The 18,961-nt window shown below is 60.9% G+C and carries 21 protein-coding genes and 1 tRNA gene; 10 read left to right on the top strand and 12 right to left on the bottom strand.

Annotated features, from left to right (window positions below; all coding sequences use genetic code 11):
* Positions 1-37 precede the first annotated feature (37 nt).
* Positions 38-1,012, top strand: a complete 975-nt coding sequence (locus tag BLR92_RS15685) for a DUF1853 family protein (RefSeq protein WP_245704235.1) — start codon at positions 38-40, stop codon at positions 1,010-1,012.
* Here BLR92_RS15685 and BLR92_RS15680 read toward each other — a convergent pair.
* Positions 1,009-1,899, bottom strand: coding sequence for a carboxylate/amino acid/amine transporter (locus BLR92_RS15680; protein ID WP_089730221.1), 891 nt, complete (start codon positions 1,897-1,899; stop codon positions 1,009-1,011). The genes BLR92_RS15685 and BLR92_RS15680 overlap by 4 nt on opposite strands.
* A 24-nt stretch (positions 1,900-1,923) precedes the next feature.
* Here BLR92_RS15680 and BLR92_RS15675 point away from each other — a divergent pair, with 24 nt between their 5' ends.
* A complete protein-coding gene (locus BLR92_RS15675; protein WP_089730220.1) occupies positions 1,924-2,409 on the top strand; it encodes a DUF6314 family protein in 486 nt (161 codons plus the stop codon).
* Here BLR92_RS15675 and BLR92_RS15670 read toward each other — a convergent pair.
* From BLR92_RS15670 to BLR92_RS15660, 3 genes are all read right to left on the bottom strand, one after another.
* Positions 2,406-3,185, bottom strand: a complete 780-nt coding sequence (locus BLR92_RS15670) for a molybdopterin-binding protein (RefSeq protein WP_089730219.1) — start codon at positions 3,183-3,185, stop codon at positions 2,406-2,408. The genes BLR92_RS15675 and BLR92_RS15670 overlap by 4 nt on opposite strands.
* Positions 3,178-4,044 (bottom strand): cytochrome b/b6 domain-containing protein, encoded by an 867-nt coding sequence (locus BLR92_RS15665; RefSeq protein ID WP_089730218.1) that lies wholly within the window; start codon positions 4,042-4,044, stop codon positions 3,178-3,180. The genes BLR92_RS15670 and BLR92_RS15665 overlap by 8 nt, the downstream gene beginning before the upstream one ends.
* Before the next feature lie 81 nt (positions 4,045-4,125).
* Complete coding sequence (locus BLR92_RS15660; RefSeq protein ID WP_089730217.1) at positions 4,126-4,446, bottom strand: pentapeptide MXKDX repeat protein; 321 nt, start codon at positions 4,444-4,446, stop codon at positions 4,126-4,128.
* Positions 4,447-4,640: 194 nt separating this feature from the next.
* Between BLR92_RS15660 and BLR92_RS15655 the strand changes: the two genes are divergently transcribed.
* Together BLR92_RS15655 and BLR92_RS15650 are read left to right on the top strand one after the other, a co-directional pair.
* Positions 4,641-5,375 (top strand): response regulator transcription factor, encoded by a 735-nt coding sequence (locus BLR92_RS15655; protein ID WP_089730216.1) that lies wholly within the window; start codon positions 4,641-4,643, stop codon positions 5,373-5,375.
* Positions 5,376-5,383: 8 nt separating this feature from the next.
* Complete coding sequence (locus tag BLR92_RS15650; RefSeq protein WP_089730215.1) at positions 5,384-6,850, top strand: sensor histidine kinase; 1,467 nt, start codon at positions 5,384-5,386, stop codon at positions 6,848-6,850.
* Positions 6,851-6,932: 82 nt separating this feature from the next.
* Here BLR92_RS15650 and BLR92_RS15645 read toward each other — a convergent pair whose 3' ends face one another.
* From BLR92_RS15645 to BLR92_RS15620, 6 genes are all read right to left on the bottom strand, one after another.
* Positions 6,933-8,630 carry an ABC transporter substrate-binding protein gene (locus BLR92_RS15645; RefSeq protein WP_217636605.1) on the bottom strand — a complete coding sequence of 566 codons (1,698 nt, stop codon included), beginning with the start codon at positions 8,628-8,630 and terminating at the stop codon, positions 6,933-6,935.
* 112 nt (positions 8,631-8,742) lie between these two features.
* On the bottom strand, positions 8,743-9,015 hold the full coding sequence (locus tag BLR92_RS15640) for a DUF2160 domain-containing protein (RefSeq protein ID WP_089730213.1): 273 nt from the start codon (positions 9,013-9,015) through the stop codon (positions 8,743-8,745).
* 62 nt (positions 9,016-9,077) lie between these two features.
* Positions 9,078-9,878: a carbohydrate ABC transporter permease gene (locus BLR92_RS15635; protein ID WP_089730212.1), complete on the bottom strand. Its 801-nt coding sequence runs from the start codon at positions 9,876-9,878 to the stop codon at positions 9,078-9,080.
* A gap of 8 nt (positions 9,879-9,886) precedes the next feature.
* Complete coding sequence (locus tag BLR92_RS15630; RefSeq protein ID WP_089730211.1) at positions 9,887-10,753, bottom strand: carbohydrate ABC transporter permease; 867 nt, start codon at positions 10,751-10,753, stop codon at positions 9,887-9,889.
* Complete coding sequence (locus tag BLR92_RS15625; RefSeq protein WP_089730210.1) at positions 10,731-11,852, bottom strand: ABC transporter ATP-binding protein; 1,122 nt, start codon at positions 11,850-11,852, stop codon at positions 10,731-10,733. The genes BLR92_RS15630 and BLR92_RS15625 overlap by 23 nt, the downstream gene beginning before the upstream one ends.
* Positions 11,853-11,863: 11 nt before the next feature.
* A complete protein-coding gene (locus BLR92_RS15620; RefSeq protein WP_089730209.1) occupies positions 11,864-12,952 on the bottom strand; it encodes an ABC transporter ATP-binding protein in 1,089 nt (362 codons plus the stop codon).
* A gap of 274 nt (positions 12,953-13,226) precedes the next feature.
* On the opposite strand from BLR92_RS15620, the gene BLR92_RS15615 reads away from it, so the two are divergent.
* Positions 13,227-15,110 carry a sigma-54-dependent Fis family transcriptional regulator gene (locus BLR92_RS15615; protein ID WP_089730285.1) on the top strand — a complete coding sequence of 628 codons (1,884 nt, stop codon included), beginning with the start codon at positions 13,227-13,229 and terminating at the stop codon, positions 15,108-15,110.
* Between the two features lie 93 nt (positions 15,111-15,203).
* Here BLR92_RS15615 and BLR92_RS15610 read toward each other — a convergent pair whose 3' ends face one another.
* Positions 15,204-15,362, bottom strand: coding sequence for a YqaE/Pmp3 family membrane protein (locus tag BLR92_RS15610; protein WP_089730208.1), 159 nt, complete (start codon positions 15,360-15,362; stop codon positions 15,204-15,206).
* Between the two features lie 60 nt (positions 15,363-15,422).
* Positions 15,423-15,665, bottom strand: coding sequence for a hypothetical protein (locus tag BLR92_RS15605; protein WP_089730207.1), 243 nt, complete (start codon positions 15,663-15,665; stop codon positions 15,423-15,425).
* Between the two features lie 210 nt (positions 15,666-15,875).
* Here BLR92_RS15605 and BLR92_RS15600 point away from each other — a divergent pair, with 210 nt between their 5' ends.
* From BLR92_RS15600 to BLR92_RS15580, 5 genes are all read left to right on the top strand, one after another.
* Positions 15,876-16,283 carry a CBS domain-containing protein gene (locus BLR92_RS15600; RefSeq protein WP_089730206.1) on the top strand — a complete coding sequence of 136 codons (408 nt, stop codon included), beginning with the start codon at positions 15,876-15,878 and terminating at the stop codon, positions 16,281-16,283.
* 317 nt (positions 16,284-16,600) lie between these two features.
* Positions 16,601-16,676, top strand: a tRNA-Gly gene (locus BLR92_RS15595).
* 297 nt (positions 16,677-16,973) lie between these two features.
* Positions 16,974-17,177, top strand: coding sequence for a hypothetical protein (locus tag BLR92_RS15590; RefSeq protein ID WP_089730205.1), 204 nt, complete (start codon positions 16,974-16,976; stop codon positions 17,175-17,177).
* A 198-nt stretch (positions 17,178-17,375) separates the two neighbouring features.
* Positions 17,376-17,717, top strand: a complete 342-nt coding sequence (locus BLR92_RS15585; RefSeq protein ID WP_139171612.1) for a hypothetical protein — start codon at positions 17,376-17,378, stop codon at positions 17,715-17,717.
* 216 nt (positions 17,718-17,933) lie between these two features.
* Positions 17,934-18,740 (top strand): AraC family transcriptional regulator, encoded by an 807-nt coding sequence (locus BLR92_RS15580; RefSeq protein ID WP_089730203.1) that lies wholly within the window; start codon positions 17,934-17,936, stop codon positions 18,738-18,740.
* Positions 18,741-18,961: the final 221 nt, after the last annotated feature.

The raw sequence follows: 18,961 nt of genomic DNA, 5'->3' as shown, positions 1-18,961 counted from the left end.
GACTGGCAGCCACTGCCCTTCGTCATGTGGACGTTCGATGACCACCTCGATGCCCCACCCCGGCCAGACAGCGCTCGGCGCCGATCTCGATCGGCTGTGGCATCCGCTGGTGCGCGATCTCGCCTGGCTGCTGCATGCGCCGAACTTGCTGACCACCGCTTATCCCGGGCGGCCGACGCTCGACGAATTGGGCCTGGCCGACCCACAGCGGCGCAGTGACTGGCTGGCCGCGATCGAGGGTGAGCCGCATACGTTGGAAACGATCGTCGGGGCGAACGGCAACGAGCGCCTCGGCCACTATCACGAAGCGCTGTGGCATTTTCTGCTCGACCATGCGCCGGATACCCGGCTACTGGCGCATAACCTGACCATTCGCGACGACAAGCGCACCCTGGGCGAACTCGACCTGCTGTACGTCACGCGACACGACCCGCAACCGATCCATCTCGAACTGGCGATAAAATACTACCTGGGGCTGCCCAACGGCCCCGAGGATGGCGCCAGCCAAGCGCGCTGGATCGGCCCTGGCTGCGCCGACTCATTGGCGATCAAGCATCGCCATGCGATGGCGCACCAATTGCCCCTGGCCGGACGCCCCGAATCGGCGGCCACGCTACTCGCCTATGGCGCGCCGCCATTGACTCAGCGCCTGGCCATGCTCGGCGTACTGTTTCGACCCTGGGCAAGCGATACACCCTTACAGCCACCCCGCGAAACCGCGCCGCAAGCGCTGTTCGGCGACTGGCTATCACGCGAGTGCTGGCCGGACTTCTGCCGGCTGACAGACGCACCCGGCGTGCGCGGCGCCTTTCTCGACAAGCCGCATTGGCTGGCGCCGCCGCCCGAAGCCGGCCTGACAAGCCTTGCGACACTCGGCGCGGGGCTTGAGCATCACTTCGCCAGCCGGCGCTCGCCGCGCCAGTTGGTGCTCAAGCATGCCAACGGCCGCTGGCAGCGGCTGTTCGTGGTTGGCGATGACTGGCCGCGTGCGATTCCCCTGCCGCCCGCCTAAGGTTTGTCTGAAAAGCCGGCCACCGCCACGCGAGGGCGTCGCCTCGCCCACCATTCATTGACCAGCAGCGACGCGACGATGATCGCCCCGCCCAGCGCCAGGCGCGATACGTCGGCGTCGCGATTCCAGATCAGCAGATTGACCAGCAGGCCGGCGGGAATCAGCGCATTGTTCATGATCGCCAGGGCGCCGGCATCGACCCGGGTCGCACCCTTGTTCCACAGGAAGTAGCCCAGCCCCGAGGCGGCCAGCCCCAGCCAGCCCAACACGCCCCATTGCACGCCGCTGGTCGGCAGTTTTTCGCTGGAGCCGAACAACACGAAGGCGATGATGACCAATGCCAGCGCGCCGAGATAGAACCAGCCGAACACGCTGCGCTGCGGCAATTCGGTAGGCAGGCGTTTGGCGAGGTGCCGGTAGCCGACCTGGCCGATCGCAAAGCACAGGTTGGCGCCCTGCACCACCACGAAGCCCAGCCAGAACTCACTATTGACGCCTTGATAGCGAATCACCGCCGCACCGAGCACCGCAAATGCCGCCGTGAGCAGATAGAATGGCGTGAAACGCCCGCTGAGCAGGTCATCGAGCAGGGTGACGTAAACCGGCGTCAATATGGTAAACAGCAAGACCTCGGGTACCGTCAGCAGCAAAAAGGACTGATAGAAGAAGATGTACATCAGCCCCAACTGGATCGCCCCGACGGCCATCAACGCCAGCTTCAAGCGGCTGGGCAACGCCGCCGGCCGCAGGAAAGGCAGGAACAGCAAACTGGCCAGACCGATACGCACCAGTACTGCGAAATAGCTATCGACCTGACCGGCCAGATACACGCCGATCAGCGAGAACGAAAAGGCCCACAGGGCCGTGACAGCGATGAGATAGCCCATGGTTAACTCTTGGAATTTGAATAGTTGACTGCGATTATACGCTTGCGGACGCTGCTGCCAACCATCCGTCGGCTCGACTTTGCTTCACGCTCGGGCAGTGGCTCGCAATGTGCCTGGTCGGGCAAAGGCCACGGCTCGGTTGCGGTGGCTATCGATGCCGATGCCAGCATACGCTTCATTGAAACCGGGCAGTTTCGGCTGGATGCTCCCCTGGCCCGCGCGGTGCCCTTCCGCAATGTCTTTCGCTGGACACCAGGCAGCGAGCATATGGCCTTGTCGCACGAACGCCGGGGCGTCGACGCCGGCGTCTGGCTGTTCGACCTGATCGCCGCGCCGGCCGGCGAGAGCGCCGATTTCGTCTCGCGCGAGGCGCACCTGTGCGCCGCCGACCGTTACCGGGCGAAGCTGACCTTCATGGACGACGGTTTCGATCTCGAATGGACCATCAGCGGGCCGAAGAAGGACGAGTATCTTCGCTACCGTTATCGTGGCTCTTCCTGGCGCCCCTAGATTCCCGCCCACCAGTTGTAACCCCGATCCTCCCAATACCCGCCATTGCCACGCCCGATATCCTCGAAGCTCTCGACCAGTTCGAGGCGCATCACGTACTTGGCCATCTTGTAGCCGAGCTGGCGCTCCGCGCGAAGCCGAATCGGCGCGCCGTTGGCGATCGGCAGGTCGGCGCCGTTAAGCTCGTAGGCCAATAGCGTTTGCGGGTGCATGGCCTCGATCAGATCGAGGCTCTCGTAATACTTGTCGGGGCCGCCATAGGTATTGTCGGCACAGTGAAAGACCACGTAGCGCGCCTTTGCCGTGGGCCTCACCTGCGCAAGTAGATCGCCCAGCACCGCGCCCTTCCATTGGCCGATGCAGCTCCAGCCCTCGACGCAGTCATGACGGGTGATCTGGGTGCGAGACGACATCCTCTTGAGTTCATCGAGCGAAAACGAACGCGGGAGCTCGACCAGGCCCTCGACGCTCAGCCGCCAGTCACGAAAGCCGTTGGCCGCCAGGGCTTGGTAATCGCTGTTCTGGGGGTTGGTGGTGCCGTTGGCACGGAACGTCGCGGCGATCTCGCTGGCGGGATATTCACGAGCCAGGTCATGCCGCGAGGTCAGCGCGCGCTGGGCGGTTTGCGTCAACGCGCTTGCGGAATCGAATAAGCTAACCATGCCGTCGCTGCGCGAAAGCCGATCGCAACCCGCCAGAAAGAGCGCACCGCCGGCGGTAGCGGCCCTGGCCAAAAAACGCCGACGACCGGGATCGGGCTTGGTGGAATCATTCATGGCGCGAAGTCTCCTCGTCAGGCAGCGCATAGTGTCCCGTGATCATCGAGCGCAGGTTGTTGAACACCCCGGACACCAGTACCAGGGCGACATGAATCACGAAGAAGGCCACGAAGGCGGTCGCGCAGATGAAGTGGATCGTGCGCGCGCTTTGGCGCCCGCCGAACAGATCCAGCAGCCAGGGCCAGGCGGCGTCCACGGTTGGCGACATCGTCAGCCCCGTCAACACGATCAGCGGAGCGATGGCCAGCAACACCAGCAAATAGGTCAGCTTCTGCAGGATGTTGTAATGGCGCGCCTCTTCGCCTCGCGGAAAGCGCAGTAGCATGTGCTCGCGGATGGTGCGACCGATGCCTCGCCATTCATGCAGGCGCGGTATCAAGCGTCGCCAAAGCTGGCCGCTGAGTATGAGGTAGAGCAGATAGGCCACCAGCATCGGCGCGAAAATCCAGCCGAACAGGAAATGCCATTGCCGGCCCATGGCCAGCCAGCGCGGTCCGGGAATCGTGGCCCAGGCGGGAAACCCGCGTCGTTCGAGATCGGCGGCGGGGCCTGACACGCCCAAGACGCCGGTGGTGTCGAAGCGCAGCCCACCGATCTCGGTAATGCCCCGCAACTCGCCATCGTCACCCTGCACGGCGAAAATCGACAGCGCCGAATCGCCGAAACTGGAGTCGTTTCCCCAGTACAGGGCAGGATGGGCATTGAATATCTGCAGGCCACTCATCAGCAGCACCACCAGGCAAATCGCGTTGACCCAATGCCAGACGCGGGTAAACAGCGAATGTCGCTTGATGACCTTACCGCCCTGCTTGGCACCATCGACAGCGGTATCGGGGTTTGCTCCGGGAGATCTCATGATGGCCTCCACTGGCCTCGTCTGGATCGAAGCGCCGGCCGGCGGCAATACTCTGCCGCCGGCCCAAGCGAATCACGGGCATCACATCGTGTCGTCTTCTTCCATCATTATCTCTTCGTCGCTGCTTTCGAGTTCTTCATCCAAGGCGTCATGTTCCTTGTCGTCGCCGCTCATGGTGTCATGCTTCATGTCGTCGCCGCCCATGGCATCGTGCTGCATGTTGTCGTCACCCATCTTGTCCTTGCCCATGGCATCGTCGTGCTGCATGTCGCTGGACATGCTGTCTTCCTGGGACATGGTTTCGTCGTGGGACATCGCCAGGGCGATACCCGGGATCGCTAGAAAAGCGCCCAACAGCGCAGCCAAGAGAACATTGCGGGGCTGATCGAGAAAACGTTTCATAGTGTTTCTCCGTTTATCGGGTTGTCCCGCCAGCAGTGGCGGTAAGTCAAAAGCTAATCGCCACCAAGGGTCCGTTCATCACAGAATTATCACGACGCCGCGTATTTCGTGATGTTTGCGTGATGCCCTCGTTCAAGCGCTTCATTTAGAGTGGGGGGCATCGCGCAACGGCCCACATTGAAGGACGAACAGCCATGCCACAGCGAATCCTATGCGTCGAGGACACGCCTGAAATCGGCAGGATGCTTGAAAAGCGCTTGAGCGAGGCAGGCTACGTTTGCGATTGGCGAAGCGAGGGACGCACCGCGCTGGATGCCTTTTTTGCCGGTGACGGCGCAAATTACGACCTGGTGATTCTCGACCTGATGCTCCCGGACATGGACGGCCTGGAACTCTGCCGGCAGCTTCGCCAGCGCGATGCACTGACGCCGGTAATCATGGTGACTGCCAGGGCGGCGATTCGCGACGTGGTGGTCGGCCTGGAAATCGGCGCCGACGACTACATCACCAAACCCTTTCACCTGCAGATTCTATTGGCACGCGTACAGGCGTTGTTGCGCCGCTGCCCCGAGGCGATGGGCGGCGACAATATCGTCGCCAATCCGCCACTGGTTTGCGGCCCCTTGGTCATCGACGCCGATAAGCGCCTGGCCACATTGGATGGAGCGCCCGTGCAACTGACCGGCAAGGAGTTCGCGTTATTGTCGTTATTCGCCCGCCACCCCGGCCATAGCTTCAGTCGCGGCGACCTGCTCGACCGGGTCTGGGGCAAGGAATTCGACGGTTACGACCATACCGTCAACACGCATATCAATCGCTTGCGCGGCAAGATCGAAAGCGACCCGGCCAAGCCTCGCTTCATCCAGACCGTGTGGGGCGTGGGCTATCGCTTCGCCGAACAGCCGCCGTCCGATGCGGCTGCCTCGTGAGGCAGTTCGTGAACCGGCTCGGCCGACTGATCCACAGCCTCTATGCACGCATCGCGCTGGTTTATCTGACCAGCCTGTTGCTGCTATCGGTAGCCACGGCCTGGATCGCGATCAGCCAGTTCAACCAGCTAGGCCGCGAGTTTCAGCAGCGCATGGAGATCGATCTTGCCGCCAACCTGGCGCGCGTCATGCAAGAGCCACTCCGCCAGGGCGCGAACAGCCCGGCCGCGCGCCAGGCGGCGCGGCACATCACGTCGATAAACTCATCGCTATCGCTTTACCTGCTGGACGAAAACGGACGGGTCGTCGCCGATTATGCCCAGCCCTCCTGCGGCACCGCTGACGCCGTCGATGTGCGGACGCTGGAAACCCTGCTCGGCGATTCACCGATGCTCCCGGTGATGACAATTTCACCGTGCAGTCATCAAGCCGGTGTGTTCTCGGTGGCACGCATCCATTATGGCCCGACCGGTGAACCCGGCTACCTGTATGCCGATCTCAACAATGCCGCCCAGACGTCGACGTTCGCCATGTTGCGCACCAGCTCGATCACTCGCACCCTGGTGTTCTCGGGGCTGATAGCGCTACTGGTTTCGGGGGCGATCGGGCTGATCTGGTTTGGCCTGCTGACGCGGCGCTTCTCGGCGCTGATCGCCACGGTGCGACGTTTCAGCAAGGGCGACTACAGTCAGCGCGCCGCGCCGCTGCGTGACGACGAAATCGGCCACTTGGCGCGCGCGTTCAATGACATGGCGGGCACCATCGACGCTCAGATCCAGGCGATGCGCGAAACCGATCGCCAGCGGCGTGAGTTGATCGCCAACCTGTCGCATGATTTTCGTACACCGCTGACCTCGCTGCGCGGCTACGCCGAGCGGCTTCTCGACAGCGAGCCTATCTCATCGCGCGAACGCAGCCGGTCCATCCAGGCGATCATGGATAACGCCGACCGCCTGACCCGCCTATCGCAACAGCTTTCGACATTGTCGCGGCTGGATGCCTATGATCAGCCACTGCAATTGGCGCCCTTCTCGCTCGCCGAACTGGCCCACGATATCGTCGGCAAGTTTCAGCACCAGGCACGCGAGGCGGGGGTGACGCTATCGATCGACTGCGAGCCGAGCCTGGCCTGGGTGAGCGCCGACCTGGGGTTGATCGACCGCGTGCTGTCGAACCTGATCGACAACGCCCTGCATGCCACCGACAGCGGCGGTAGCGTGCGCTTGACGGCCAGGGCCGAGGCCCGCGGCGTCAAGGTAACGATCAGCGACGATGGCGCCGGCATCGCAGCGGAGGAGGTGCCGCTGATAACCCAACGCTTTTATCGGACGGCGTCCAGCCGCGCGCAGTGCGAAGGATCAGGGCTCGGCCTGTCGATCGTGCGTGAGATCTGTGAGCGACACGACGCCCCGCTGCAGATACGCAGCCAGCCAGGCAAGGGAACCGAGGTCAGCGTGGTGCTGGCCTATGCGTGACGAGGGTTACGGTCAGAAAAAAGCGTCGCTGCGTGATCGTCACGCAGCGGCGCTGTCCTTTTGCCGATTCAGCCTAACACGATCACTCCTGCCCCCAGGATTTCAGCAACTCCTCGTAGGCCACGGTCACACCCTGCGGCTTCTCGTTTTCCAGCTTGGGCTTCGGCGCACCCGGCTGATCGATCCAGTACTGCGGATCGCGCGGCTCGTTGAGCTTCGGGCCACAGACTTCCTGCACACCGGCACGCTCCAGACGCTCCAGAATCCGGTCCTGGGCTTCGGCCAGACCGTCAAGCGCTTCTTGGGCGGTCGATTCGCCGCTGGCCGCCTGGGAAACATACTGCCACCACAACTGAGCGAGTTTCGGATAGTCCGGCACGTTGGTGCCGGTCGGCGTCCATTGAAGGCGCGCCGGGCTGCGATAGAACTCGACCAGGCCACCCAGCTTGGGCGCGGCGTCGGTCATCGCCTGGGACTGGATATCCGACTCGCGAATCGGCGTCAGGCCAACCAGCGTCTTCTTCAGCGAGGCGGTCTTGGATGTCACGAACTGCGCATACAGCCAGGCCCCCAGGCGGCGTTTCTCGGGCGTCGACTCGAGGAAAGTCCAGGCACCCACGTCCTGATAGCCCTTCTTCATGCCGTCTTCCCAGTAGGCGCCAACGGGTGACGGTGCCATGCGCCACTTGGGCGTGCCGTCCTCGTTGACTACCGGCAGACCTTCCTTGGTCATGTCCGCGGTAAACGCGGTGTACCAGAAGACCTGCTGGGCGATATTGCCTTGCGCCGGTACCGGCCCGGCCTCGGAGAAGGTCATGCCCTGCGCCGCTGGCGGCGCGTACTTCCTCAGCCATTCGACGTATTTCTCGGTCGCATAGACCGCCGCCGGGCTATTGGTGGCGCCGCCACGCGACATGCTGGAACCGACAGGATGACACTCGTCGACACGGATGCCCCATTCGTCGACCGGCAGGCCGTTGGGAATGCCCTTGTCGCCGGCGCCCGCCATGGAGAACCAGGCATCGGTGAAACGCCAGCCGAGCGAGGGATCCTTCTTGCCGTAATCCATGTGGCCATAGACTCGCTTGCCATCGATGGTCTTGACGTCGTTAGTGAAGAACTCGGCGATGTCCTCGTAGGCCGACCAGTTTACCGGCACGCCGAGTTCGTAGCCGTACTTTTCCTCGAACTGCTTTTTCAGTTCGGGATCGGCGAACCAGTCGGCACGGAACCAATAGAGGTTGGCGAACTGCTGATCCGGCAACTGATAGAGAGTCCCATCCGGAGAGGTCGTAAACGACAGACCGATGAAGTCGTCGAGGTCCAGCGTCGGCGAGGTGAACTCGGGATGCTTCTCGGTGATGGTATCGATCGGCACGACCTTACCGTAGCGGAAGTGAGTACCGATCAGGTCGGAGTCGTTGACCCAGCCATCGTAGATGTTGGTGCCCGAGTACATCTGCGTCTGCAGCTTCTGAACGACGTCGCCTTCCTGGAGCAGCGTATGAGTCAGGTTGATGCCGGTGATCTCGCGGAACGCCTTGGCCAGCACCTCGGATTCGTACTTGTGAGTGGTCAGGGTCTCGGAGACGACATTGATCTCCTGACCGCGCAGCGACTCGGCGGCATCGATGAACCACTGCATTTCCGCCATCTGCTCTTCCGGCGTTAGCGTCGAGGGCTGAAACTCACTCTCGATCCAGCGCTTGGCGGCATCCTGATACTGATCGGCAAACGCGAGCGAAGGTGCCGAAAGGCAGGCGACCAGGCTCAATGCCATCGCGATGCGCGTCGGTCGTGGAGCGTACTTGATATAAGACATGGCTACCTCGTTATTGTCCTTGTGACGCATTGACGTGTGCTTACCCTTGTACGAGTTATCCTGTGTTGCGTTACCCCCATTTCATGATGATGACGAACGCCACCACGCTAGCGAGCGTGGCGATCCAAAGTGGCCAAACGGTCAAGCCAAGCAACATCAGATGCCCGTAACCGGCAGCCAGCAGAGTGATGAACAGTCGATCTCCACGAGTCGTCGAAATCGGCAGAAAACCTCGGCGCTTGACGCCTGGCGTTACCATCTGCCAGACCGTCATGCCGACCAGAATCAGACCGATGACGATGAAGAAGATCGCCGTCGGCAATGTCCATGCCATCCATTCCATGTCTTGTCCCCTTGTCGCTGCGTGAGTGGTGCATGGTTTATCGATACCCGGCTCCGAGCGGCTTATACCCGGCCGAGCGCGAAGCCCTTGGCCACATGGTTGCGAACGAAGTAGATCACCGCGATACCGGGCAGCAGCGCCACTACCCCGGCGGCGGCGAGCAGTCCCCAATCGATGCCTGCGGCCGAGATAGTGCTGGTCATCTGCACCACGATCGGCTTGGCACTCACCGAGGTCAGCGTGCTCGCCAACAGCAACTCGACCCACGAGTACATGAAGCAGAAGAACGCCGCGACGCCGATACCCGGGCGAATCAACGGAATGAAGATGCGAATGAAGAAGCGCGGAAAGCTGTAGCCATCGATATATGCCGTCTCATCGATTTCCTTGGGCACGCCCGACATGAAGCCTTCGAGAATCCACACCGCCAGTGGCACGTTGAACAGGCAGTGGGCCAGCGCCACGGCGATCGTGGTATCGAACAGGCCTATCGAGGAGTACAACTGGAAGAACGGCAGCAGGAATACCGCCGGTGGCGCCATGCGGTTGGTCAGCAGCCAGAAGAACATGTGCTTGTCGCCGAGAAAGCGATAGCGTGAGAAGGCATAGGCCGCAGGCAGCGCCACCGCCAGCGAAATCACCATGTTCATGGTGACGTAACTCAACGAGTTGAGATAGGTCATGTACCAGGTCGGATCGGTAAGGACGACCCGGTAATTGTCGAGGGTGAGCGTGTCCGGCCATAGCGTCAGGCTACTGAGGATTTCCCGGTTGGACTTCAACGACATGTTGACCAGCCAGTAGATCGGCACCAGCACGAACACCAGATAAATGAATAGCACCAGCAGCTTGCGGGTTTTCATCGCGCACCTCAGGCCTTGTCGTCGGTGTGAGTCATGGCGGTGTAGAACAGCCAGGTGACCAGCAGGATGATCAGGAAATAGATCAGCGAGAAGGCGGCGGCACGGCCGATGTCGAACTGGCCCACGGCCATCTTGGTCAGCGTCTGGCTGAGGAAGGTGGTGCTGGTCCCCGGGCCGCCACCGGTCAGCACGAAGGGCTCGGTGTAGATCATGAAGCTATCCATGAAGCGCAGCATCACGGCGATCAGCAGCACGTTCTTGAGCTTGGGCAACTGGATATAACGGAACACCGCCCAGTGCGAGGCACGATCGATGCGCGCGGCCTGGTAGTAGACGTCGGGAATCGCACGCAGCCCCGAATAGCACAGCAGTGCCACCAGCGAGGTCCAGTGCCAGACATCCATGATCAGCACGGTGATCCAGGCATCCGTCGGGTTGGCGGCGTAGTTGTAGTCGATACCCACTTCATTGAGCGCCCAACCATAGAGCCCGATATCCCCACGCCCGATGATCTGCCAGATGGTGCCGACCACGTTCCACGGAATCAGCAGCGGCAGCGACAATAGAATCAGACAGGTCGGTACGCCGAGGCCACGTCGCGGCATCGACAGCGCAATGACGATACCCAGCGGAATCTCGATGGCCAGGACGCTGAACGAGAAGCCGAACTGGCGAAGCAATGAATTGTGCAGCAGCGGGTCGCGCAGGAGTTGGCTGAACCACTCGGTACCCACGAAGTAGCGGTTGTTGGGGCCGAAAATGTCCTGCACCGAGTAATTGACCACCGTCATCAGCGGTACGATTGCGCTGAACGCCACCAGCGCGAAAACCGGGAGTACCAGCAGCCAGGCTTTATTGTTGTGAATCTTGTCCATCATGTATCTCCACCAGGAAGTCGTCGGCGTAGAACTTGGTCCATCGCTCGGGGAATATCAGCCCAACCTCGCCTTGCGGCACCACGTGGTCCTCTTCGATGCGAGCCTTGATCGCCTTGGTATCCGTCGTGCCCAGTTGCAGGTCGAGCACCTTGTAGGTGCCCAGGTCCTGAACCAGATCGAGCGTGGCATGCAGCGCCGACTCGCCGGGCTCGACGAGTTGCACGAACTCGGGACGAATACCCAGCTTCAGGCGTTGCCCGGCATGCACCTCAAGCGCGTTGCGCACCGCCGGTGAAAGCCGCAGATCGACCCCCGCCAGGCGCACGCCGTCGGTGGTCAACTCGACCTCGAACAGGTTCATGCCGGGGCTGCCGATGAAATAGCCGACGAAGGTGTGCGCGGGATTCTCGAACAGCTCGCGCGGCGTGCCGAATTGCACGATCTGGCCCTCGTACATGACCGCGATCTTGTCGGCGAAGGTCGAAGCCTCGAGCTGATCGTGGGTCACGTAGACCATGGTGATGTTGAAGCGCTCGTGAATCTGCTTGAGCTTGCGGCGCAGGCGCCATTTCAATTGCGGGTCGATGACGGTCAGCGGCTCGTCGAACAGGATCGCCGCGACGTCGTCACGCACCAGACCGCGGCCCATCGAGACTTTCTGCTTCTCGTCGGCGGTCAGGTTGCTGGCCTTGCGATGCAGTAGATGAGCGATCTCCAGCGCCTCGGCAACCTCCTTGACCTTGTCCGCGATCTTGGCCGCCGGCTGACGCTGATTGCGCAGCGGAAAGGCCAGATTGTCGTGGACGGTCATGGTGTCGTAGATCACCGGAAACTGGAAAACCTGGGCGATGTTGCGCTGTTGGGGCGAAAGCGCATTCACCTCCTGGCCGTCGTACATTACCTTGCCTTCCGAGGGTTCGAGCAGCCCCGAAATGATATTCAAAAGGGTGCTCTTGCCGCAGCCCGAAGGCCCAAGCAGCGCATAGGCGCCGCCCTGCTCCCAGACATGATCCACCCGGCGTATCGCATAATCCTCGGGGCCGCCGGGGCGAGCCGAGTAGCTGTGCGCCAGTCGATCAAGACGAATTTCCGCCATGGTTCTCTCGCTCAGGCTCGTGAAAAGGGTTGGCTGGGTGCATGCATGAGATCGCCGTCGGCATCGAACACGAACAACTTGTGACAGGGCGCGTAGACGCGAATCTCGCTATCCACGGCGAAGTCGTGAATGCCGCCCAGATGCAGCACCAGCTCATGAACGTCGTTATTGACATGTAGGAAGGTCTCGGAACCGCTGATCTCGGCGACGCCCACGGCCATGCGAAACTCCAGGTCGTCGTCGCCGACCGGTGCCAGCCCCAGATGGCTGGGGCGCATGCCCAGGCGATACGGGGCATCGTCGAGTGATTCCAGTTGGCGTGGCAGGGGAAAGGCCGTACTGCCGATGAGCAACTCGCTGCCGCGTACCTCGACCTCCATCAGGTTGATCGGTGGCTCGCCGAACAGCGACGCCGCTTCGAGGGTCTCGGGGCGATGAAACACCGCATCGCTGGGGCCGCTCTGCAAGATGCGTCCCTCATGCAGCAGCGTGGTGGTATCGCCCAGCGCCAGCGCCTCGGCCGGTTCGGTGGTGGCATACACCGCCACGGTATTGCGCGTACGAAACAGCTTGCGCATCTCCAGGCGCAGTTCTTCGCGCAGCTTGTAATCGAGATTGACCAACGGCTCGTCGAACAGCACCAGGTCGGCGTCCTTGACCAGCGCCCTGGCCATGGCGGTGCGCTGCTGCTGGCCGCCCGACAGCTCCTGTGGATAGCGCCCGAGCAGGTGCTCGATGCGCAGCATGCTGGCGGTTTCCTCGACCCGCCGAACGATTTCGGGCTTGGCCAGCTTAGCGAGCCTCAGTGGCGAGGCGATATTGTCGAAAACACTTAGCGTGGGATAGTTGATGAACTGCTGATAGACCATCGAGACGTTACGCTTGCGCACCGGCACGTCGGTCATGACCTGGCCGTTGAGCAATACGCGGCCGCTGTTCGGCGAATCCAGCCCCGCCATCAGCCGCATCAGCGTGGTCTTGCCGGACAAGGTGTGGCCCAGCAGCACGTTGAAGGAACCCGATGCCAGGGACAGGCTGGCATCGGCGATATGCCTTTCGCCACGCACGGTGCGGTCGATGTTTTCGAGTGTCAGGGACATGGATCGCCAGCTTCCTTTCGTGTTCGCACATTTCTAGGATTCACTAGCGAACGCCGTGCCAGCTCCGATCAACGCTCTTCGACGAGACGAGATTAAAATCACAACTAACTGATTAATATGAAATTAAATTATAGATAGACTTTGGTATAAGCGTATTTCTGAACAATCGCGCTACGCTTGACTGGACAACCAATGAACACTAATTGACAGTCAAGAGTGAACAACTCTTGTTCGAAAACGAACATATGTCGATTGTTTTCAGGGAACAACCCACATGCGCGAGACCGCTATCAACAATAAAACGCACCGCCAGCATGTGACTCGCGCCTTCCAGCGCCGCGCCGGTAGCGACCGCCAATGGCGACCCGAACGTTGCGCGGATGTCGATACTGCCCAGCGCCTGGCGGCCATGCAGTCACTTTTGTCATTACTCGAGCAGGGAGTGATCGCCGAGGTCGGCGACATGCTGCGCCACTGGCAATGCTGTTTGCTGCTGGCCGACCGCGACGGCGTGATCGTCAAGCGCTGGGGCGATGCTCAACTGATGCCCGCGGCCCAAGGGGATTGGTTGATGCCCGGCGCCAACTGGAATGAAGCGCATAGCGGTTGCAATGCCATCGGCACCTGCCTGGTCGAGCGCGGGGCGATCGATGTCATCGCCGGCGAACATGCCTGCGAACAAATGCAGCACCTGGCGGGCTTCGCGGTACCGCTGAAGACACCGCATGGAATCATCGATGGCTGTCTGGCGCTGATAAGCGATCCCTATCGCGACCGCACCCACCGCCATAGCGGACTGTTGCAGGTGTTATCGATGCAGATCGAAAACCGCCGCCTGATCAACTTTTATCGCCACGACCATTACCGTCTGACCTTCAACTCCAGTCGCGACAACCTCGACAGCCCACGTTCGGGGCTACTGATCTTCGATGCCCTGGGGCGACTCGCGGCCAGCAATACACGCGCCCGCTGGCTGCTTGGGCTGGATAGCGAGCATGATCGTGGGCGGCGCTTCGAGTCGCTGTGCGATGCAAGGTGGCAGGAGACGATATCCAGCGTCGAAAGCGGCTTGACGCTGCGCTTCGCCGGACGCTACCACTGCCATTGCCGCCTCGAATCGCCACCGTCGCGGGGCTCGCGGGCGGCGGCGGCCTCACCACTGCAGAGGCTCGACCTCGGCGACCCGCGCCTGCATCAGTCGATCATGCTGGCCTCGCGGCTCAAGGATCGCGGCATTGCCATGCTCATTCATGGCGAGACCGGTACCGGCAAGGAAGTCTTCGTCAAGGCGTTGCACGCCGCAAGCCAACGCGCCGAACAGCCATTGGTCGCCATCAACTGCGCGGCGATTCCCGGCGACCTGGTCGAGGCCGAGCTGTTCGGCTATGTGCGCGGCGCCTTCACCGGTGCCGATCCGCGCGGTAATATCGGGCGCCTGCGCGAAGCCAATGGCGGCCGGCTGTTTCTCGACGAGATCGGCGACATGCCGCTCGGCGTGCAGGCGCGTTTGCTGCGCGTATTGCAGGAACGCCGGGTGACACCGCTGGGCGGTGGCGAGTCCTATCCGGTGGATATCGAAGTGATCGCTGCTACCCACCGTCCGCTGGCCCAGGAAATAGCCGCCGGACGCTTTCGCGCCGATCTTTATTACCGCCTTGCCGGTGTCGAGTTGATGCTGCCGCCACTGCGCGAACGCGAGGATATCCATGCGCTGATTCACGTCGTGCTGACCAATCAGGTCAACGCCGAGCAAGCCGCTGGCGAGCAGGGCGCGGGCATTATCCCAACGCCCACGCCCGAACTGATGGACTGGCTGGTTCGCCAGCCTTGGCCGGGCAACATTCGCGAAATGGAAAATGTACTACGCGTGAGTTTGGCCATGGCCGATGGCCCAACACTGGCGCTGCATCATTTACCGGCCAATCTGTTGGTAGCCGACGTGGTGCCCTCATTCGCGCCCTCATTCCCGCCAATATCCGGCGTGTCATCGTTGCATCCGACACCCACCATGGCTCCCCTGTCGACATCGAACGCCAGCCTCAAGGAGCGCCTCGCCGAGCATCGTGGCAATCGCTCCGCGTTGGCGCGAGAACTGGGCATTAGCCGCACGACACTCTACAAGCGCCTGCGCGAACAGTCCGAGGCGCTATCGTCGTGAACGCACCCAGGCCACGGCATGCGTAAACGCAAAGAGGCTCCACTATCTCACCAATAGCGGAGCCTCTGGATTCATGAAGCGTTCCTTAGCCGATCAGCGCCGGGCGATGATCCAGATGGCGTGAATGATGCCGGGAATGTAGCCGAGTAACGTCAGCAGGATATTGAGCCAGAAATGCAACCCGAACCCGACCTGCAGGAACACCCCCACGGGCGGCAACAAAATGGCGAAGATGATACGAATCACATCCATTGAAAAACTCCTTGTCGATGGTGCGGCTGCTCAGAAAGATGGGTGTTCGAATCCGCGTTTTCAACGCTCGCCTTCATCACGGCGGGCCCTGGTATCGATTTTTCGAGTCAGCTTGTCGGAACCTTCGGCCAGTTTGCCGTGATAACGCTCCCAGTCTTCCCAGTCATGCGGCGTACCGCTACGCGGCCGCTGGTTACCGGCCTCGATAGCTCGCGACCAGGCCAGTTCTTCCAGGGTCTGCGGCTTGTCCTCATCCTTTTCCAGCACAAGGCCTTTCCTGGCCAGGTAATCGCGTGCATCCATTAGCCACCTCCGCGCAATGGCGCTCATTAGGGAGTCAATCAAACCTGTGATTTTAGACTAGCCTGCCCTACGTTGGTTTCAGGTCGAGCCGCGTAGGTCGAGCCGCGTAGGTCGGGCCACGTAGGTCGAGCCGCGATGAGCCCCGTCAATCGCCAGCGTGAGACTGCACTATGCTGAAATCGTGCGAGTTTGTCTGAAAGGAGACTCATCATGCCCACCCACTTGTTGACCAGCGTTCGCGATATCATGTCGCGGGATTGTTTTCGGGTAACCGCGACCGACTCGGTCGCCAAGCTGGTTGCCGGCCTGGCATTGCATCGCCTGCCCGGAGCGCCGGTAGTCGACGAACACGATCACCTGATCGGCTTCATCTCCGAGCAGGATGTGCTGGGCAAGCTGCTCGACAGCGCCTACCACTGCGATCAACCCGCGCTGGTACGGGAGCTGATGCGCCATGAGGTCCTCACGGTCACGCCCAACAAGAGCATTACCGATCTGGCCCAGGAAATGCTGGGCACCAAACCCAAGGTCTATCCGGTGGTCGAGCAACAGCGACTGGTGGGGATCGTCACGCGTCGCGATATTCTCAGCGCGCTACTCTCCATGCGAGGCAGTTGATGGTGTTTCTCGCCCGACACATGCAAAAAAACCGCCGCGACGGAGCGCGGCGGCAAGGGATCGAATGCAGTAAGCAAAGACGCAATCTTCAGCGACTGCATGAAAATTTGCGCTTGCATGGTTGTGACCGCGCTACATCGAGAATTCTCCCCAAAAAGTTAAAATTTCTTTGTGATCGGCTTTTTCCAACTCTGTGGATGCCCCCTACCCCCGCTTGGGCAGGGGCATGGCGCGGTTCATGGCGGGCGGTGTATCGCGTGCCTGACGATGGCGTGCTTGCCATGACAGCGCCGAATTCATTACTATCGGCTCGCCGAGCGGGCATAGCTCAGTTGGTAGAGCATCAGCTTCCCAAGCTGAGGGTCGCGAGTTCGAATCTCGTTGCCCGCTCCACATTCCATTTCAGTGCATGACAGGGTCGCGAGCTGGAACGCCAGCCCGGCGGAGCGCCACCCGGTCGGTCTCGTTGCCCGCTCCACTGTCCCTTGCTGTCCCGAGCTACTACTTTATTACTTGGCGACGGTACGCAAATCGGTCATGGAATATGACCCCTCTACCCCCGCCTAGCCGGTTATTTCCATTCTACGAGACGCCGGAAAGAACTGTTACGCTGTGTTACAAATTGCACGGCGCACGAGGTGGGTCATGTTATACGATCATCTCCCTTCAAGGCATTCATTCGCGAGCCTAATGGCATCGTTGCACGGTGCGCAGGAAGATCCGTACGCACCGATCGAGCGCCTGCAGGATGCCAATCGCAGGCTCCAGGAAGCGACCGTCAGACTGAAGCAATCCAATGCCCGCATGGAATGCCATCTGGCCGAGTTACGCCTCTGCGTCGCCAGGCTGCGGGAAAAGTACCCCGAGCCGAGCGACAAGCTCAGCCCCCACTAGCCACGGCTATCCCGATCGCATAGGAAGAAAGGAACTCGTGCGCATGCGGGGGAGTCGTAAGCATTAGCGAGTCAGAGTTCCCGGCTTGCATAACTTATACACAGCTTCTACAAATGAAGTGTGCCTTGAAGAGGATTTCAGTAGAAATAGATGGCATACACCTTCCCTAACATGGATGACAGGAGTAAGGACATGGACATGAACATGCACTCTACCGTTTCAAAGCTCATTTTCATTGGCATGACGACATTCGCGCTTTCCGGTGTGGCCTTGGCTGAATCCGAGGACATGCAGAGCATGGAAGATGATGCACCGGTCAGCACCACCGATCAGGAAGGCGTGGCGGGCAAGGACTCCGCCAATCACGAGATGATCGAGGAAGATATGGATCACGACGCCATGGCCGAAGAGGATAGCGCCATGGGCATGGAGCATGAGGGCACGGGCATGGAAGACGATGCGCCGATCAGCACCACCGATCAGGAAGGCATGGCAGGCAAGGACTCCGCCAGCCACGAGGAAATGGACGAAGACATGTAACGTCGTTTCACGCCTTCACGATAGCCAATACCGCCCGATTCGTTCGGGCGGTATTTTTTGCATGGTCAATGCCCGATAGCTTCGAGGCATCACGAAGAGCACGCCGTGCCGCGCAATCGGCTGGCTGTAGGGCTACGTTGCACAATAGGCAGAGAATTTAGCCATTGGCGGTCTGGCGGCTTACAATAGGGCCTTCTGTCGTCACGAGGTCGCGACATGACCAGTGCAATTCGCCTGACGCCACTCGACAACGCCATCAAGCATCACGCCCACGAGTTCCACCAGATCGTGATCGGCCTGTCGGGACATGCCGAATTCGAGATCGAAGGGTTGGGCGGCGGCATCGCTCCCCTCACCGGCTGTATCGTGCCCGCCAACCACGTGCATTACTACGAAGGCGTGGGCACCAATCGCCAACTGATCTTCGATTTGCCCGATGACGCACCTTCACTTTCGGGCACGCATCGCGAGATGGCCCGGCTGTTCGATGCGCCGCGCTTTTTCGCCCTCGACGATCCACTGCGGGTCTACCTCAACTTCCTGGTTCAGGAGCTTGCTCAACCGCGTCATGCCCAGGGCGATCTACTGGCGGCGACGTTTCTCGGTTGCCTGCACTCGCGTCTGAATCTCGAAACACCATCGCTCCAGGCCCGCCGCCTGGATCTCGCCGAGCTGGATCGTTTCATTCAGCGCAACCTGGCGAAACGTTTGAGCGTCGCCGACCTGGCCCGCCAGGCCTGCCTGAGCGAAGCGCATTTCAGCGAATGCTTCCGTGCACAGGCCGGCATTACCCCCTATCAGTACCTGCTGCGCCAGCGCCTCACTGCGGCGCGCGACCTGCTCACCGCATCGCGCCTGCCTCTCAGTGAAGTGGCGGCACATACCGGCTTCGCCAATCAGAGCGCCTTGTCGCACGCCTTCCGGCGTGCTTTCGGTCATCCGCCCAGCCAACTCAGGCGCAACCCCATCCTGGCCGGCGATGGCCCTCCTCCCTTACCGTCTCTTTCGAGTAGCAAATGTTAGACCAACGTCTAATTTTTTGATCGTTTTCACGAAACTTCCGGGTTTTCGACAAAACTGTCCTAGGAAATGGCAAGACGCTTCAGCGTCTCGCAACCTAAATTCAGCGCATCACGGAACGTCCATCGAGCCTTGGGGTCGCCGATCGTACTCCGCGCTGTCGCCCGACATGCGCGTCGATGAAACCATCGAGCGCCCGAGTCTCCACCCAACAATGGGGTCCT

The organism is Modicisalibacter muralis (assembly GCF_900102945.1).
Lineage (GTDB): Bacteria > Pseudomonadota > Gammaproteobacteria > Pseudomonadales > Halomonadaceae > Modicisalibacter > Modicisalibacter muralis.
The sequence above is the reverse complement of the archived record's forward strand: the minus strand, read 5'-3'. Positions and strand labels throughout refer to the sequence as shown.